The 17,998-nt window shown below is 31.7% G+C and carries 18 protein-coding genes; 6 read left to right on the top strand and 12 right to left on the bottom strand.

The features are described 5' to 3' along the window. The 4 genes from leuS to ACFQ1U_RS05875 all read right to left on the bottom strand — a co-directional run bounded on the left by leuS (position 1) and on the right by ACFQ1U_RS05875 (position 4,993). On the bottom strand, positions 1-2,814 hold the full coding sequence (gene leuS / locus ACFQ1U_RS05890; protein WP_386106304.1) for a leucine--tRNA ligase: 2,814 nt from the start codon (positions 2,812-2,814) through the stop codon (positions 1-3). 106 nt (positions 2,815-2,920) lie between these two features. Continuing rightward, the gene (locus tag ACFQ1U_RS05885) at positions 2,921-3,463 is read right to left on the bottom strand and encodes a DUF2911 domain-containing protein (RefSeq protein ID WP_386106302.1); all 543 of its coding nucleotides are present in this window, start codon (positions 3,461-3,463) and stop codon (positions 2,921-2,923) included. An 87-nt stretch (positions 3,464-3,550) separates the two neighbouring features. Then, on the bottom strand, positions 3,551-4,588 hold the full coding sequence (locus ACFQ1U_RS05880) for a transporter (RefSeq protein WP_386106300.1): 1,038 nt from the start codon (positions 4,586-4,588) through the stop codon (positions 3,551-3,553). An 84-nt stretch (positions 4,589-4,672) separates the two neighbouring features. Beyond that, the gene (locus ACFQ1U_RS05875; protein WP_386106298.1) at positions 4,673-4,993 is read right to left on the bottom strand and encodes a hypothetical protein; all 321 of its coding nucleotides are present in this window, start codon (positions 4,991-4,993) and stop codon (positions 4,673-4,675) included. Positions 4,994-5,194: 201 nt separating this feature from the next. Here ACFQ1U_RS05875 and ACFQ1U_RS05870 point away from each other — a divergent pair, with 201 nt between their 5' ends. Then, positions 5,195-5,389: a hypothetical protein gene (locus ACFQ1U_RS05870; protein WP_386106296.1), complete on the top strand. Its 195-nt coding sequence runs from the start codon at positions 5,195-5,197 to the stop codon at positions 5,387-5,389. 56 nt (positions 5,390-5,445) lie between these two features. Here the strand turns inward: ACFQ1U_RS05870 and tyrS are convergent, their stop codons facing one another. Continuing rightward, a complete protein-coding gene (tyrS, locus tag ACFQ1U_RS05865; RefSeq protein ID WP_386106294.1) occupies positions 5,446-6,750 on the bottom strand; it encodes a tyrosine--tRNA ligase in 1,305 nt (434 codons plus the stop codon). A gap of 62 nt (positions 6,751-6,812) precedes the next feature. Between tyrS and ACFQ1U_RS05860 the strand changes: the two genes are divergently transcribed. Next, positions 6,813-7,817: an SDR family oxidoreductase gene (locus ACFQ1U_RS05860; protein WP_386106292.1), complete on the top strand. Its 1,005-nt coding sequence runs from the start codon at positions 6,813-6,815 to the stop codon at positions 7,815-7,817. On the opposite strand, the gene ACFQ1U_RS05855 is transcribed toward ACFQ1U_RS05860, so the two are convergent. From ACFQ1U_RS05855 to ACFQ1U_RS05845, 3 genes are read right to left on the bottom strand one after another with little or no spacing between them, the layout of a single operon-like run. Continuing rightward, entirely contained in the window at positions 7,809-8,270 is a 462-nt protein-coding gene (locus ACFQ1U_RS05855; protein ID WP_386106290.1) for a DUF4296 domain-containing protein, read from the bottom strand. The genes ACFQ1U_RS05860 and ACFQ1U_RS05855 overlap by 9 nt on opposite strands. After that, complete coding sequence (locus ACFQ1U_RS05850) at positions 8,271-9,611, bottom strand: dihydroorotase (RefSeq protein WP_386106288.1); 1,341 nt, start codon at positions 9,609-9,611, stop codon at positions 8,271-8,273. A 1-nt stretch (position 9,612) separates the two neighbouring features. Continuing rightward, positions 9,613-10,332 carry a polyprenol monophosphomannose synthase gene (locus tag ACFQ1U_RS05845; protein ID WP_386106286.1) on the bottom strand — a complete coding sequence of 240 codons (720 nt, stop codon included), beginning with the start codon at positions 10,330-10,332 and terminating at the stop codon, positions 9,613-9,615. A gap of 66 nt (positions 10,333-10,398) precedes the next feature. On the opposite strand from ACFQ1U_RS05845, the gene ACFQ1U_RS05840 reads away from it, so the two are divergent. Both ACFQ1U_RS05840 and ACFQ1U_RS05835 read left to right on the top strand, forming a co-directional pair. Further along, positions 10,399-11,037 (top strand): DUF4271 domain-containing protein, encoded by a 639-nt coding sequence (locus ACFQ1U_RS05840; RefSeq protein WP_386106284.1) that lies wholly within the window; start codon positions 10,399-10,401, stop codon positions 11,035-11,037. A 12-nt stretch (positions 11,038-11,049) separates the two neighbouring features. Beyond that, a complete protein-coding gene (locus ACFQ1U_RS05835; RefSeq protein ID WP_386106281.1) occupies positions 11,050-11,796 on the top strand; it encodes a uroporphyrinogen-III synthase in 747 nt (248 codons plus the stop codon). 47 nt (positions 11,797-11,843) lie between these two features. On the opposite strand, the gene radA is transcribed toward ACFQ1U_RS05835, so the two are convergent. The 4 genes from radA to panC form a co-directional block, all read right to left on the bottom strand. Then, positions 11,844-13,202 carry a DNA repair protein RadA gene (radA, locus tag ACFQ1U_RS05830; RefSeq protein WP_386106279.1) on the bottom strand — a complete coding sequence of 453 codons (1,359 nt, stop codon included), beginning with the start codon at positions 13,200-13,202 and terminating at the stop codon, positions 11,844-11,846. A gap of 139 nt (positions 13,203-13,341) precedes the next feature. After that, the gene (locus tag ACFQ1U_RS05825) at positions 13,342-14,292 is read right to left on the bottom strand and encodes a lysylphosphatidylglycerol synthase transmembrane domain-containing protein (RefSeq protein ID WP_386106277.1); all 951 of its coding nucleotides are present in this window, start codon (positions 14,290-14,292) and stop codon (positions 13,342-13,344) included. A 1-nt stretch (position 14,293) separates the two neighbouring features. Next, a complete protein-coding gene (gene panD, locus ACFQ1U_RS05820; RefSeq protein ID WP_386106275.1) occupies positions 14,294-14,644 on the bottom strand; it encodes an aspartate 1-decarboxylase in 351 nt (116 codons plus the stop codon). A 44-nt stretch (positions 14,645-14,688) separates the two neighbouring features. Continuing rightward, a complete protein-coding gene (gene panC, locus ACFQ1U_RS05815; RefSeq protein WP_386106273.1) occupies positions 14,689-15,546 on the bottom strand; it encodes a pantoate--beta-alanine ligase in 858 nt (285 codons plus the stop codon). 98 nt (positions 15,547-15,644) lie between these two features. Between panC and ACFQ1U_RS05810 the strand changes: the two genes are divergently transcribed. Further along, a complete protein-coding gene (locus ACFQ1U_RS05810; RefSeq protein ID WP_386106271.1) occupies positions 15,645-16,463 on the top strand; it encodes a glycogen/starch synthase in 819 nt (272 codons plus the stop codon). 15 nt (positions 16,464-16,478) lie between these two features. Continuing rightward, a complete protein-coding gene (locus tag ACFQ1U_RS05805; protein ID WP_386106269.1) occupies positions 16,479-17,993 on the top strand; it encodes a DUF4270 family protein in 1,515 nt (504 codons plus the stop codon). The last annotated feature ends 5 nt before the right edge of the window (positions 17,994-17,998 follow it).

Raw genomic sequence — 17,998 nt, 5'->3', positions numbered from 1 at the left:
TTATCCTACAATATTGATAATTTTTCCAGGAACGATGATCACTTTTTTAGGTTCACGTCCTTGTAATTGTTGTTGCGTTTTTTCATGAGCCATTACTACTTTTTCTATCTCATCTTTACTCATATCTAATGGTAAATTTAATTTAAAACGCATTTTACCATTGAATGAAACTGGATACTCTTTTTCCGACTCTACTAAATACTTTTCCTCAAATTTTGGGAAAGCCGCAAAAGCAATAGACTCCTCGTTACCCAACTTACTCCATAACTCTTCAGCAATATGCGGTGCATACGGAGAAATTAACACTAATAATGGTTCTAAAATAGCTCGTTTATTACATTTTAATGCTGATAATTCATTAGCTGCAATCATAAAAGTAGAAACGGATGTATTAAACGAGAAGTTCTCAATATCTTCTTCTACTTTTTTAATAGTTTTATGTAAGGTTTTTAACTCTTCTTTGGTTGGCTCTGCGTCTGTAACTTCAAAATTATCACCGTTATGATACAATTTCCAAAGTTTTTTTAAGAATGAATACACTCCAGAAATACCTGACGTTTTCCATGGCTTGTATTGCTCTAACGGACCTAAGAACATTTCAAATAAACGTAAACTATCTGCTCCGTACTCCTCACAAATATTATCTGGATTTACAACATTGAATTTAGATTTTGACATCTTTTCAACCTCACGACCAACAATGTATTTTCCGTCTTCTAAAACAAACTCAGCTGTTTTAAATTCTTCTCTCCAATTTTTAAATGCTTCTACATCTAATTCATCTGAAGCATTAACAAAAGAAACATCTGAATGGATAGGTTGAACTTTTTTTCCTTCAATCAATCCTTTTGATAAGAATCTATTCGTTCCTTCTTCTCTATACACAAAAGCAGAAGTTCCCAAAATCATTCCTTGATTAATCAATTTTTTTGCAAACTCATCTACAGGAACAATACCTAAGTCAAATAAGAATTTTTGCCAAAAACGTGCATATAACAGGTGTCCTGTTGCGTGCTCAGAACCACCGATATATAAATCTACTTCTTTCCAATAATTTAAAGCTTCTTTGCTTGCAAATTCATCAGTATTAGCAGCATCCATATAACGATTAAAATACCAAGAACTTCCTGCCCAACCTGGCATGGTGTTTAATTCTAACGGGAACACACTAGTGTGATTAATTTTTTCGTTACTAACTACTGAATTTGTTTCAGTATCCCAAGCCCAAACCTCAGCATTTCCTAATGGTGGTTTTCCATCTTCAGTAGGTAAATACTTTTCTACTTCTGGTAATACAATTGGTAAGTGTTTAGCTTCTATCATTTGTGGCATTCCGTCTTTGTAATATACTGGGAAAGGTTCTCCCCAATAACGTTGACGACTAAATACGGCATCACGCAAACGATAGTTTATTTTTCCGTAACCGAAACCACGTTTTTCCATTTCATAAATCACCGTTTTCATTGCTTTTTTGTACGGTAAACCGTTTAAGAAATCAGAATTTGTAATAACTGTTTTCTCTTTATCTGCAAAAGCTTCTTCAGAAATATCAACTCCTTCAAAAATATTTGGAATTTCTAACCCAAAATGCTTCGCAAAATCATAATCACGTTGGTCGCCACAAGGAACCGCCATTACAGCTCCAGTTCCGTAGCTTGCTAATACGTAATCGCCAATCCAAATTGGTACTTGTTCTCCTGTAAACGGATGCAATGCATACGCACCAGTAAATACACCTGAAATAGTTTTTACATCGGCTAACCTATCACGTTCTGAACGTTTTGAAGTTGCATCTACGTAGGCTTCAACAGCTTCACGTTGCGTATCTGTAGTAATTTTTGCTACTAACTCGTGTTCTGGAGCCAACGTCATAAAACTTACTCCATAAATAGTATCAGGACGTGTAGTAAACACATCTATTTTCGCATCATGCCCATCCACATCAAAAGAAACCATCGCTCCTTGTGAACGACCAATCCAGTTGGTTTGACTATCTTTTAAAGGTTGTGGCCAATCGATGGTATTTAATCCGTCTAACAAACGTTGTGCGTAAGCCGTGATTCTCATTGACCATTGCGTCATTTTTTTACGAACCACTGGATGACCTCCACGCTCAGAAACACCATTAATAATTTCATCATTAGCTAAAACGGTTCCTAAAGCAGGACACCAGTTTACCTCTGTATCTGATAAATAAGTTAAACGGTATTGTAATAATATTTCTTGTTGTTTTACTGATGAAAAACTATTCCATTCATCTGCAGTAAATACGGTAATCTCTTCATCAGAAACTGCATTTATAGTTGCGTTTCCTTTAGTTTCAAAAATGGATATTAAGGTTGAAATATCTTCCGCCTTATCGGTATCCTTATTATACCAAGAGTTGAACAATTGAATAAAAATCCACTGAGTCCACTTATAATATTCCGGATTCGAGGTACGAACTTCTCGTGACCAATCGAAAGAAAAACCGATTTTATCTAGCTGTTTTCTATAAGTAGCAATATTGGTTTCTGTAGTAATTGCAGGATGCTGGCCAGTTTGAATAGCATACTGCTCTGCAGGTAATCCAAAGCTATCATACCCTTGTGGATGCAATACATTAAATCCTTGATGACGCTTGTAACGCGCATAAATATCACTGGCAATATACCCCAATGGGTGTCCTACGTGTAATCCTGCTCCAGATGGATACGGAAACATATCTAACACATAATATTTTGGTTTATTTGATTGATTACTGGCTTTAAATGTTTGATTTTTTGCCCAGTATTCTTGCCATTTTTTCTCGATTTCTCGGTGATTGTATTGCATTACTCTTGTTATTTTGAAGTGGCAAATTTACGTTTATTCTAATGAAAAAGAAAAAGCTCCGTATCTTTTTAAATGATACGGAGCTTTCTAATTTATTTATTATTTGTTATCCTTTAAAAGGAACACTAACTCTAGTTGTTCCCCAACCTAAATGCATGGTAAAGTTTTCATCTTCACCCGTAAAAGCAACTGAAAAAGCTTCTAAACTCTCTTGACCTTTGGTTACTTTTCCTTTTACTCTTACTACATCTTCACTTTCATTGTACATATATGATCCCCATACGTTTAATGCTGAATTTATAATAATTGTCCATTCATCATCACCAGGAATTGTATATAAAGTATAGGTACCAGCTTTTACAGGTTTTCCAGCTATTTCTACATCTTTATAGAAAGTAATTTCTGTAGCTTCATTTGCACCAGTTCTCCAAATTTTCCCGTTTCTAATTAACCTATTAATCTTTCTTCCTTTTAATTGTGGACGGCTATAAATAACTTTAACCACCTTATCTGTTTCTCTATAACTTGACGGATATGAAGCAGCGTCCATCGGGCTTTTATTTAATTTTTCGAATTCTTGTGCTGATACAACGTTTGTTCCTAAAAACATGCTGAATACTAATACCAATATGGCTACAACTTTTTTCATGGGTTTTACTTTTTAGATTATTATCTACAGCTAAAGTACTAAATAATTAAACTTATTTTCATAAAAATATTTTGATGTATTAAACGCTTATAAAGAATACTGAATTCCGGCAGTAAATGTTTGTTGTTGTGCTAACTGAATACCTATTACCTCTTGATATATTGGTAAAGCATATTCAAAACCAAAACGAACATTTTTTAAACTACCTTTAAAAGCATATATATTAAAACCTACACCTGCGTTTATAAAAGTTCCACCAGAATTACTTGTATCTGCTGTAGTAACCATCATTGGCATTAGATTAGGATTTGCTCCGTTGATTGATTCAACCACCAAACCTTCTAAACGACCAGAAAAACTTAACCAGTTATTAGTTTTGTATGCAAACCAATTATTAAAACTATACTTATTTCCTAATGAGTATTCATATTCGTTTTTACCAAAACGGTAAGTTGCTTTTAATTGAGAACCCCAAGAAAAATCAGTAGTTTGTCCCAAATAAGTAAATCCTAAATCCAAATCATAAGTACCACTTCCAATTTGCATAGGATATGGTAGCTGTACTTTATTTGGGGATGACATTGGCGTTTCATCTTCTGCTTCAATAGTTCCTGTTGGTATTGATAAACCAACAATACCATGTAGTGAGTTTTTATTCTTATTAATAAATTTATAAAGCAATCCTAACTTTAGATCACCAAAACCATTAGATTTAGTACTGAACTTACTAGTCATTCCTGATGGCATTCTCATTTGTAAATCCATGTTATTAGTTATGTAATTCATCATTGCAGATAATGTAACCTTGTTACTTACAGCATACATTACCCCTAACATATGCATTTGCATAGGCATTTTTAATGGTGTAACCATATAACCAGCGTCATGTGCATAAGAATTATTAACCGCTGAAGTTCTTTGCAATAAATCACTCATGTTCATAAACATGTATCGATATGAAAACATTATATCTCCTTTATTATGATAGTGATCTCCCATCACACTTATTGGAGCATGACCATCAGGTCTTCCTGATTTCCATAGATTTGTTTCTTGATTAGTTTGTGCGTATATAGTTTGAGTTGCAAGTACAAAAAGTAGTGCAACTTTGTTTAAAATTTTCATTGTTATAGTTTAATTTTCACAAAATAGTATAAGACTATAACTTCTTATTAAAAGAAGTTACATAAATGTTTTAGTATGTAAAATTTAAACTGTTGGTGGGTGAAAAACACTGTTCTCTTTTAAAAAAGAATACATGTTAGAGTAAGAGAATTCCTCTTTTTTATCTGTGTAATAAAAATCATGATTGGTATCTACAGATAAAAGTGTAATGAAGCCTATTGGGTACTCTTCTATAGATATTCGTAAAGAGTTAAAATCGTCTTCTTGTTGCTGTTCTAGTTTTTGCATTAACTGACACTTACCATTACATTGCATTTCCGGCTTGTCTTTATTAATACATAATACCTTAGCTATGTAATCATAATTTATAGCATACTCTACAAAAGGAGTAATTGGTCGTAACATTGCAATAATGTACAACCAAGTAAATAGATATATGCTAAGCTTTTTAAGCAACCGATTTTAAATTTTTGCGCAAATATAGCTTCTAATTTTAATGTAATACATGACTTTTAACAGTTTATTGTTAAAACATAAAGAAATTTAAAATGTTATTTTAATTTATTCTAAATAAAATAAGTATATTTGCATCATATTTAGATAGATATGATTGTTTTTTATCAACCTCAAGTTAAAAAAATAACACCTGTTGTAACTATTCCTAAGCAAGAAAGTGGCTGTTCTGCTGCTTGTGCTTCCAATTGTTTGAAACCAAAAAGCAAATGTTGTAATAAATACAAGAAAAAAGGCATCAACTGTAAACGCTGTCCGTTAACTTTTGAGTTAAAAGCAGTGTCTTAATTCAATATATTTCCCTCAGTTAAAAAAAATCCTTAGCTAAGCCAAGGATTTTTTATTTATGATACTTTTAATAAAAAGTAATTTTTCTTTCCGCGTTGAAGTAAAACATATTTACCTGCTATTAAATGATCTTTAGCAATTATAAAATCATCTTTTACTTTTTCTTTATTAACAGATATAGAGTTTTCTTTTAAAGCTCTTCTTGCGTCTCCATTAGATTTTAAAAAGTTGGTTTTTGCTGCTAATGCTGCAATCATATCTAACCCTTCATTAATATCTTCTTCAGAAATTGAAGCTTGAGGAACACCATCAAAAACATCTAAAAATGTTTGTTCATCTAAACTTTTTAAATCATCTGCAGTAGATTTTCCAAACAAAATATTAGACGCAGCAATTGCTTTTTCTAATTCTTCTTGAGAATGTACAAAAGTTGTTACCTCTTCGGCCAATCTTTTTTGTAAAATACGTAAATGAGGTGCTTCTTTATGCTCTTCAATTAACCCATTTATAATTTCTTTATCTAAGAATGTAAATATTTTTATATACTTTTCGGCATCTTCATCAGAAGTATTTAACCAAAACTGGTAAAATTTATATACTGATGTTTTATCAGCATCTAACCAAACATTTCCTCCTTCAGATTTTCCAAACTTTGAACCGTCTGCTTTTGTAATTAAAGGACACGTCATGGCAAAAGCCTTGTCAGCGCCTTCATCGGTCATTCTTCTAATTAACTCAGTTCCTGTAGTTATATTTCCCCATTGATCTGACCCACCCATTTGTAATTTACATCCGTGGTTTTTGTATAAATGGTAAAAATCATAACCTTGAATTAGCTGATAGGTAAATTCTGTAAAGCTCATACCGCTCCCTGCATCCCCAGAAATACGCTTTTTAACAGAATCTTTAGCCATCATATAGTTTACTGTAAGCCTTTTACCTACATCACGTGCAAATTCTATGAATGAAAAATCTTTCATCCAATCGTAATTATTTACCAATACAGGTGAATTTTTAGAACCATTATCAAAATTTAAAAAACGACTTAAGGTTCTTTTTATTCCTGCTACATTATTAGCTAAAGCTTCTTCATCTAGCAGATTTCTTTCGTCAGACTTACCAGACGGGTCACCAATCATTCCTGTTGCTCCACCCACTAATGCAAATGGCTTGTGGCCAGCTTTTTCAATATGCACCAACAATATAATTGGTACTAAACTACCAATATGTAACGAATCTGAGGTTGGATCAAAACCAATATAAGCGCTTGTCATTTCTTTTTGTAATTGCTCTTCAGTTCCAGGCATCATATCATGAATCATACCTCTCCAACGTAATTCTTCTACTAAATTCTTGGTCATCGTGTTTAATTTTAGACTCACAAAGATACATTTATCATGTAAAAAAATTATATTTTCGTAGTATGATTTTAGTTACAGGAGGTACCGGTTTAGTTGGCTCGCATTTATTATATCATTTAACTCAAAATAATGATCAAATTTTTGCCATTTACAGATCTGAAGAAAAACTACAGAGCACTAAAAAAGTATTTTCTTATTACACTAACAATATTGAAAAAGAGTTTAGTAAAATATCATGGTTAAAAGCAGATATTACTGAAATTCCTGCATTACAAGAAGTTTTTTCAAAACCTATTACCAAAGTTTATCATTGTGCTGCGCTAGTTTCTTTTGATCCTAAAGATTATCTCACTATGAGAAAGATTAATATTGAAGGCACAGCTAATATTGTTAATTTTTGTATCGCTCATAATGTAACAAAACTATGCTATGTTAGTTCTATTGCTGCAATTGGAGATGCTATTAATAACAACATTGTAACCGAAGAAAACGATTGGGTTGATAATGGTAATAAACACGGGTATGCTATTACCAAATATGGTGCAGAAATGGAAGTGTGGAGAGCAAGTCAAGAAGGTGTTGATGTTGTTATTGTTAATCCTGGTGTTATTTTAGGTGGAGGATTTTTTAAAGAAGGGTCTGGTAAGCTATTTGATCAAATTTATAAAGGTTTTAAATTTTATACAGAAGGAGTTACAGGTTTTGTTGGTGTAAAAGATGTGGTTAATAGTATGATTCAACTGATGAAATCTGATATAAAAAACGAACGTTTTATTTTGGTTGCCGAAAACAAATCTTTTAAAAGCTTATTTTTTACCATTGCTGATACTTTTAATGTAAAAAGACCTTCTATAAAAATAAGTCCGTTATTAACTAGTATCTTTTGGCGTTTAGATTGGATAGTAACTAAAATTACAGGTAAAGCCCCTATGCTTACAAAAAATTCAGCTAAATCATCTCACAACAGGGAAGAATATTCTTCAGAAAAAATTAAAAAAGCCCTCAATTTTTCATTTGAGAGCCTTGATATTGTTATTAAAACTGTATGCAAAGAATATTTACTCTAATTCTTCAGTTTCATCTATTTTTTTAGGAATTGCTAAACTTTTTTTAAGTTTTTTTCTTCGAAGCGTATCTTTTTTAGGTTTGACAACATTTTTACGTTTAATAGAATCTAAACTATCCACTAATTTAACATACACTTCGTGTTTAGCTTCTAACCTTTTTTTAACCTCTTTAATTAAATCGTTATACTCTTCAATTTTAGATGTATAATAAGTGTTACTCATATCAAAACGAGTACTATCTATACCATACTTTTCATGTACTAAATACATGTAATTAACTCTATTTTGTAAAAACTTGTTTTTTGTGTTTTTTGCTGCAGAGGCAATGTACATATCTGTTAACAAAGCAATCATAGTATCTTTAGGAATTAAACCTTCTGGTTTTTTATATACTGTGTTACTTGTACAAGACAATAGTATAAAAACAAAAATTATTAAACTAGTACCTCTCATTTATCTATTAAATGTTAATCGCTTCCCTTTAATTTCTTCATTAAAAGCACCGTTATTGTACATTAAATTACCATTTACAAAAGTATGGGTTATTTTAGAAGAGAAAGTAGTTCCTTCAAACGGAGACCACCCACATTTGTATAAAACGTTATCTTTAGCTACCGTCCATGCATCATTTGGGTTTACCAATACTAAATCAGCATAAAAACCTTCTTTAACAAATCCTCTATTTTCAACTTGGAATAATTTTGCCGGGTTATGACTCATTTTTTCCACTACTTTTTCAACAGAAATTACTCCTTCTTTAACTTTTTCGAATAAAGCAATTACGGCATGTTGCACTAATGGTCCACCACTTGGTGCTTTGGTATAAACATTTGATTTTTCTTCTAAAGTATGAGGCGCATGATCGGTAGCAATCACATCTATTCTATCATCTAATAAAGCTTTCCATAAACCGTCTTTATCTTTTTGAGATTTAACAGCAGGATTCCACTTAATATGCGTGCCTTTTTTATCATAATCAGCGTCTGTAAACCATAAATGGTGAATACAAACTTCTGCAGTAATTTGCTTTTCTTCTAACGGAATGTCATTTCTGAATAAATGTGTTTCTTTCTCGGTAGAAAGATGAAAAACATGCAATCTTGCACCTGTTTTTTTAGCTAATTCTATAGCTTTTGAAGAAGATAAATAACAAGCTTCTTCGCTTCTTATTACTGGATGGTATTTAATTGGAATATCTTCTCCGTATTCTTCTTTAAATTTTGCTGTGTTTTCTCTAATTGTTTGTTCATCTTCACAATGAACAGATATTAACATTTTTGTAGATGAAAATATTTTTTCTAAAACCTCTTGGTTATCCACTAACATATTTCCTGTAGATGAGCCTAAAAACAACTTAATACCTGCTACATTTTTTTTATCTGTTTTTAATAATTCTTCTAAGTTGTCATTAGTTCCTCCAAACATAAAAGAGTAGTTTGCATAAGAGGTGTTACTGGCAATTTCAAACTTATCTTCTAAAAGCTTTTGAGTAGTAGCTTGTGGTACCGTGTTTGGCATTTCTATAAAAGAAGTTATACCTCCTGCAATAGCAGCCTTACTTTCTGTAGCAATATTAGCTTTATGAGTTAAGCCTGGTTCTCTAAAATGTACCTGATCATCAATCATTCCTGGAATTAAGTAACTTCCGTTTGCATCTATAATCTCTGCATTTTCAGGTGCTACTAAATTAGTACCTATTTTTTTTATTAACTCACCTTCAATAAGCACATCGCCTTTAAAAGTTTGATTTTCGTTAACAATATTTGCGTTTTTAATTAAGAATGATGTTGTCATGTTATTTTGGTAATCCTTTTAGTTTCATTTTTATAACTCCAAACAAAGCTTCAGAAATAATTCCGCCACTCATTTTAGATTCTCCTTTGGTTCTATCTGTAAATACCACTGATACTTCTTTAATACTAAAGCCATGTTTCCAGGCTTTAAACTTCATTTCTATTTGAAAAGCATAACCTACAAATTTAATTTTGTCTAAATTCATGGTTTCTAACACTTTTCTACTCCAACATACAAAACCTGCTGTAGTATCATGCACTGGAATTCCGGTAATAAAACGTACATATCTTGATGCAAAATAAGAAAGTAATACACGCTTCATAGGCCAGTTAACAACATTTACACCTACAGAATAACGTGAACCAACAGAAACATCTGCTCCATCTTGAGTACATGATTCATAAAGTCTTACTAAATCTTTTGGGTTGTGAGAGAAATCGGCATCCATCTCCACTATAAATTCATAGTGTCTTTGCAAAGCCCATTTAAAACCATGAATATAAGCAGTACCTAAACCGTTTTTACCAGATCTTTTTTCTAAAAATAATCTGTCAGGGTATTCTTTTTGTAATTGTGTTACAATATCTGCTGTTCCATCAGGTGAATTATCATCAACAATTAAAACATCAAAAGCTTTATCTTGATTAAAAGTAGCTTTAATAATTGCTTCAACATTTTCTTTTTCGTTATAGGTTGGAATTATAACTAGCGTATCGGACATAAATAGAATTTCATGTAAAAGTTGCACAAAGATACACTAATTTATTGCTAATTTTGTGTTAATTGAATGGAAGCTATAGAACGTAACTTTTTATCTAACGACTGGATTACCCTGTTGTTTTTAGTAGCTATTATGTTATTGGCACTAATGAAACTATACAAACCCAAACGTTTGTATGGTTACTTTGTTGCTTTTTTTGCACAAGGTTTTATAGAGAAAAGAGCGGAAGAAAATCCTTCATTTTTCTCTCCGTTTCATTTATTACTATTTTCATTTAGTATGATTATTATTACCATTGCGGGGTATTCTTTACTTCCATTTTTTAATATTCAGCAAAACTTTTGGGTGTTTAGTAGTTTATTAACAGGTGTAGTAATATATTACATAATCAAAATAGCATTAAATCAAGCTTTAGCTTATGTTTTTGATATTGAAGAAGATATTAGATATTTTTTGTTTACAAAAAACGGATACTTATATACACTAAGCTTATGGCTTTTTCCGTTGTTAATAATTCATTTGTACTGGTTAAAAAGCCCTGTTTTACTTTTATGGGTTGTTATGATAATCAGCTTATTCAGAGGTTTTTTAATCCTTTTAAACAACAAAAAAATAGTCTTTCGTAAGTTGTTTTATTTTATTTTGTACTTTTGCACTCTCGAATTAGCACCTTTGTTAATCCTCTATAAAACAATAAATAAATAAAGAAAAAGTTTTATGAAAGTTAAGACTATCTTAGTATCTCAACCAAAACCAAAAACGGAAACTTCACCGTATTTTGATTTGGCTGATAAACAAAAAGTGAAGGTTGATTTTCGTTCTTTTATTCACGTGGAAGGTATTCCTGTAAAGGAAGTTCGCGCAAATAAAATTGACTTAAAAAATTACACCGCTATCATTTTAACCAGTAGAAATGCCGTAGATCATTTTTTCAGAATTGCTGAAGAAATGCGTTATACTGTACCTGATAGCTTAAAATATTTTTGCCAATCAGAGGCTGTAGCTTATTACCTACAAAAATATGTTGTGTACCGTAAACGTAAAATTTATGTTGGTACACGTACTTTTCCTGAACTAACTGCTTTAATTAAAAAACACAAAGATGAGAAGTTTTTACTTCCATCATCTGATAAATTAAAGCCCGAGGTTCCGGAACAACTAGATAAGTTAAAAATTGACTGGACTCGTGCTGACTTATATAGAACTGTTGTAAGTGATTTATCTGATTTAGAAGATGTATTTTATGATATTTTAGTATTCTTTAGCCCATCTGGAATTGATAGTTTATTCCAGAACTTTCCAGATTTTAAGCAAAACAATACTAGAATTGCCGTGTTTGGTAACACTACTAAAAAAGCAGTTGAAGATAGAGGTTTACGTGTAGATATTGCTGCACCTACTCCAGAAACACCTTCAATGACAATGGCTCTTGAAAAATACATTAAAGAGGTAAACAAAAAGTAAACCAATTATAATTACAATCTAAAAAAACTCGTTTAAAACGAGTTTTTTTATGCAAATAAGGTAGCAAACGCTTCCTCAATTTTACCCACTAAAACAAGGCGTATTTTGTGGTTTTGAGATGAAATTTTATTGTACTTAGAAGCTACTATTGTTTTGTATCCTAACTTTTCAGCCTCATTTATTCGCTGTTCTATTCTTGAAACTGGACGAATTTCTCCTGCCAAGCCAACTTCTGCAGCAAAACACACATTTGGATTTATAGCAATATCTTGGTTAGAAGATAAAATAGCAGCAACCACCGCTAAATCAATAGCAGGATCATCCACATTTATACCGCCCGTAACATTTAAAAACACATCTTTAGCTCCTAATTTAAAACCTGCACGTTTCTCTAAGACCGCCAAAATCATGTTTAATCTCTTTAAATTATAGCCAGTAGTAGACCTCTGTGGAGTTCCGTAAACAGCTGTTGAAACTAAAGCTTGAATTTCTATCATTAAAGGCCGAACACCTTCTAGGGTAGATGCGATAGCTGTTCCACTTAAATCTGCATCTTTTTTGGAAATCAAAATTTCTGATGGATTGGATACTTCTCGTAACCCATTAGATAACATTTCATAGATACCAAGTTCTGCGGTTGATCCGAAACGGTTTTTTTGTGAACGTAAAATTCGATAAGTATGATTTCTATCGCCCTCAAACTGCAAAACTACATCAACCATGTGCTCTAAAATTTTTGGTCCAGCAATATGTCCTTCTTTATTTATATGGCCAATTAATAAAACTGGAGTAGCAGTTTCTTTTGCAAACTTTATCAACTCTGCCGATGTTTCTCTAATTTGTGAAATACTTCCTGGAGAGGCCTCAATAGTATTTGTATGAAGCGTTTGTATAGAATCTATAACCAACACATCTGGCTGGACTTCCTCTATATTTTTAAAAATATTTTGCGTATTAGTTTCTGTAAGAATTAAACAATTAGAATTTTCTGCATCTAGCCTTTCTGCTCTCATTTTTATTTGAGACTGGCTTTCTTCTCCAGACACATACAATACTTTTTGTGAAATTGTAAGCGCTACTTGTAATAATAGTGTTGACTTACCTATACCTGGTTCTCCACCTAATAAAGTTACTGAACCTTTTACTAAACCACCTCCTAATACATTATCTAACTCTGCATTATTTGTATAAATTCGTTCTTCCGGATTTAATACAATTTCATTAACACGTAATGGTTTTGATACTTTTTTAGCTTCTGATGATTGTTTCCAATTTCTTTTTTCTTCTTTTTGCAGTACTTCTTCAACTACCGTATTCCATTGTTTACACGTTGAACATTGACCAACCCATTGTGCATGTTGAGTTCCACAATTTTGACAGAAAAAAGTAGTTTTGGTTTTTGCCATTATTAGAAATTAAAAATTAGAAAATAATATTTTTTACGTTTAGTTTTAAAGTTTTCTTTAAATCCTTTTTTGGAGATTAAGTTAAACTTTAAAAAACCGAATATAAAAAGTAGATCGCTTGAAAAACGCCCTAAAACTATTATTTATTTTTATTATACAAGGGCAAAGCTAAAAATGATAGACCACCAAAAACAATTATCATTACAGTCTGAGCAGTCCACATAATCCAACCAAAAGCATTTGCTGGTTCTTCAGCTATATTAAATAATGCAAAAGCACCTGCAACAGCAACAGGATATAAGCCTATCCCTCCGTTAGTTGCAGCTATACTAAAACCACCTGCTATAAAACCAATTAAAACAGCCCCTATAGGAACACTTAAACCTTCTATAGCTGGAATTGTAGCCCAAAACATTAGCACATACATTAGCCATATAAATACGGTATGAAAAATAAAGGCCCATTTATTTTTCATTTTAAAAATACTCGTAGCTCCTTCTATTAAACCAGCTACAAAGTTTTTAATTTTTAATCCAAAACCTGATTTTGCTCTTTTTACATACTGTGTAAATAATAGAAAGCCTAAAACCAAGCCTATAAGCAATACAATTACTTTAATTGGATTAACATTTTTAGTTAATAAATTATAAATGAAATCAAACTGAACAAATAATGTAATTACAATTATTAACAACATCATTAACAAATCTGCAATTCGCTCTGCTACAATGGTACCAAATCCTTTTTCAAATGGTATTCTCTCGTAGTTAGCCATCACTGCTGCTCTTGATACTTCACCAGCTCTAGGAACTGCATAATTGACCAAGTAAGCCACTAATACAGCCATAGTACTATTTCCAAAATCCGGCTTATATCCCATTGGCTCTAATAAATATTTCCATCGATAAGCTCTTGATAGATGACTCAATACTCCAAAAAACAATCCTAAAGCAATCCACCAATAATTGGCATCTTTAAAATACTGCAATAAAGTATTAATAGATATTTTTGAGATAGAATACCATACTAAAAAACCTCCCAAAGCGAGAGGCAATATAGTTTTTATAATTTTTTTTACAGATAAATTCAAACTATGATAATAAGTTGTTTTCTTCGTTAGGAAATACTAACTGTGGTTTGAATTTTTTTGCTTCTTCTAACTCCATGAACGCATACACAATTAAAATAAGCACATCTCCTTTTTGTACTTTTCTTGCGGCAGCACCATTAAGCGTGATTTCACCACTTTTTCTTGGACCTGGAATGGCATAAGTTTCTAAACGTTCTCCATTATTGTTGTTAACAATTTGAACTCTTTCACCTTCAATAATTCCGGCCGCATCCATTAAATCTTCATCAATGGTGATGCTTCCTATGTAATTTAAATCCGCATTAGTTACTTTAACGCGGTGTATTTTAGATTTTACTACTTGTACTAACATGCTACAAAAATACTATTTTTAAGAAATTTAATCTTTTTTGTTTGTTAATTGTTTTGAATTTTAAATTGCATATTATCAATTAAGCGTATTTCACCTGCAAAAACTGCAATAAAAGCTCTGTATTTTTTATTTGGTGCTATATTTTTAATTGTTTTTAATGTGGATTCATCAGCTATGGTAAAATATTCCAAATCTAATAATGGATGTTTTTTGAATTGTTTCATTACCCAAGCCTCTATCTCTTCAACATTTTTTATGCCAAACTTCTTTTTGGCCTTTTTCAAAGTTTTATAAATAAACGGCGCAGCTTCTCTATGCTCTATTGTTAGCCTAGTGTTTCTTGAACTCATTGCCAAACCATCATTTTCTCTAAAAATAGGCATTCCCTTAACCTTAACCGGTAATTGATGCTTTTCTACTAATTTTTTTATGATTTGTAATTGCTGAAAATCTTTTTTTCCGAAGTAAGCATTGTTAGGTTTTACTATTTCAAATAATGTTTTTACAATAGTTCCTACTCCATCAAAGTGACCATCTCTAAACTTCCCTTCCATTTCAAACTCCAATCCATCAAAGTCAAATTTTTCTGCCTCTATTCTATCTTCATAAATTTCTTCAACTGATGGAGCAAACAACACATCGCAAGCTACACTTTCTAACAACTTAATGTCATTTTTTAAAGTTTGAGGATATTTATCTAAGTCCTCCTTATTATCAAACTGTGTAGGGTTAACAAAAACACTTACCACAGTGATATCATTTTTCTTTTTAGAACGTTTAACCAATGACAAATGCCCGGGATGCAAAGCTCCCATTGTTGGTACAAACCCGATGGTTTTATTATCATTTTTTAATTCTGACAGATAATTTTCAACATCAGATTTAGAATCGAATATCTTCATTATAGATTTCTTAAATAAAATGCAAAATTAGCAATTTAACAGGATTTTAGCATAAAATTTCGTAGTTTTGCGTCTTTATAAAAAAGATTTCTATTCTTATGAAGGATAAGAGAATATTGTATGTTTCTTCAGAGGTGGTTCCTTACCTACCAGAAACAGAATTATCATCTACCGCATTCAACGTTGCAAGATTTGCACACTCAAAAGGAGTACAAACTAGAATTTTTATGCCTCGTTTTGGTGTTATTAACGAACGCAGACACCAGCTTCACGAAGTAATTCGACTTTCAGGAATGAACTTAATAATTAACGACATGGATATGCCGCTGATTATTAAAGTTGCTTCAATTCCAAAAGAGCGCATGCAGGTATATTTTATTGACAACGATGAATATTTTAAGCGCAAAGCCATGTATACCGATGAAGACGATCAATTGTTTAGTGACAACGACGAACGAATGATTTTCTTTGCTAAAGGTGTTGTGGAAACTGTGAAAAAATTAAACTGGGCACCAGATATTATTCATGTTCATGGTTGGATGGCTTCTTTATTACCTCTTTACTTAAAAGAATATTACAAAGAAGAGCCTTTATTTGCTGAAAGTAAAATTGTAACTTCTTTATATAATAATGAATTTGAGGGTAACCTAAATGAAGATCTTGTTAACAAAGTAACTTTTGACAAAGTTGACACTAAAAAATCTGCATCTTTAGCTACTCCAAATCATATTAATATTTTAAAAACCGCTGTAGAAAATTCAGATGCCATTATAAAAGGTAGTGAATCTTACGATGATGAATTAGAACAATTCATTGAAAAAAGCGGAGTTAAAGTATTAAGTTATCAAGAACAAGAATTGCTAAACGAAGCCTATTTAAACTTTTACAAACAAGACGTTTTAGGTATAACCGAATAATTTAGAAATCACTAAATGAAAAAAATATTTTACTCAGCTGCCTTTGTTGCGCTATTATCTTTAAGTATTTCGTGTGAAAAAGATTTTAGAGACGTAGGAAGTAGCGTTGTTGACAACAGCCAATTCAGCACTGGTAAAGACACTATAGAAATTGAAATAACTCCTTTAGATGTTGAATCTGTAAGAGCAGACAATGTGGGTATTGGGGCATTAGGTGAGTATTTACTTGGAGTTTACAATAAACCTCAAGCAAAAACTATTGAAGCATCTATAGTAAGTCAAATTGGTTATTTATCAGCTTTACGAAATGAGCAAATATCTACGTTAGATAGTATAGATTCTATCTACACTCTTGATCATGTTGTACTGACCATTCCATATGCTTCAACTAAATTAGAAAATTTAGCAGATGGAAGACCCGTATTTGATCTAGATTCATTATTAGGAGATAACAATACCGCTGTAAACTTAAGTGTTTTAAGAAATAACACATTCTTAAACACTTTAAATCCTAACGACCCAAGTGAGTTTAACAGTTTTCAATCCAACCAAGAATATGATGATATTGAAAACTTAACAGATAATTCAGTTTATGAATTTAAACCACAAGGAACGGATACTATCGTTGAATTTACAAGAACCTTAAGTACAGGTATTGTTTTTAATGACACTATAAAGCAAGAAAACAGCGTTCCTTTTTTAGCTATTCCTCTTGATAAGAATAGAATGAAAGAATTGTTCTGGGATAAATTTAACGATCCTGAATTTGAAGGTAGTGAAGAGTTTCAAAACTACTTTAGAGGAGTAATTATTAAAGCAGAAGGAACCAACGGAAGTATGGTGCCATTATCTTTAACAAATGCTCGTTTAGAATTTTACTACAACATTACAAGAATGGAAGAAGTAGAAGGACAAACCGAACGTGTTTACAAAGACAGTATTCCTACCAAATATTCGTTCCCTTTAAGTGGAGTAAGAAATAGTCATTATAAAATGACAAATGCATCAACAACTGTACCTAATAACACATTTATGATTCAGGGTACAGCAGGAACCATGGCTGAAATTAAAATTTTAGATGATGAAAAACTAGCAGAACTTAGAGGTAAAGACTGGTTAATTAATGATGCTTTACTTACTTTTTACATTGATGAAAATCAAGATACAGAGGATGTTCCGTTACGTTTATTTGCTTACAAAAAAGGAAACCCAGGATCTCATATAAAAGATGCTTACTCAGAATCTTCTTTCTTTGGTGGCGCTCTACAATATGATACTGATGATAACCCTGAAAAATATGAAATTAGAATAGGAGACTACATATCTGATTTACTTAGTGGAGAAATAAATACTAATCCTAATTTAGTTTTGAAGGTATACAATGTAGATACTGACGTGCCTTTTTCAAACAACGCATTAGATACCATCGTTAAAACATATAATTGGAATCCAAGATCTGTACGTTTATTAAATCACCTACAAGAAAACGGATCCAAAAGAGCTAAATTAATCATTTCATATTCAGAATAAGGTTG

It is taken from the genome of Tenacibaculum geojense, assembly GCF_042676005.1.
GTDB lineage: Bacteria > Bacteroidota > Bacteroidia > Flavobacteriales > Flavobacteriaceae > Polaribacter > Polaribacter geojense.
Note: the sequence above shows the minus strand (reverse complement) of the source record. Positions and strands in the feature narration are given on the sequence as shown.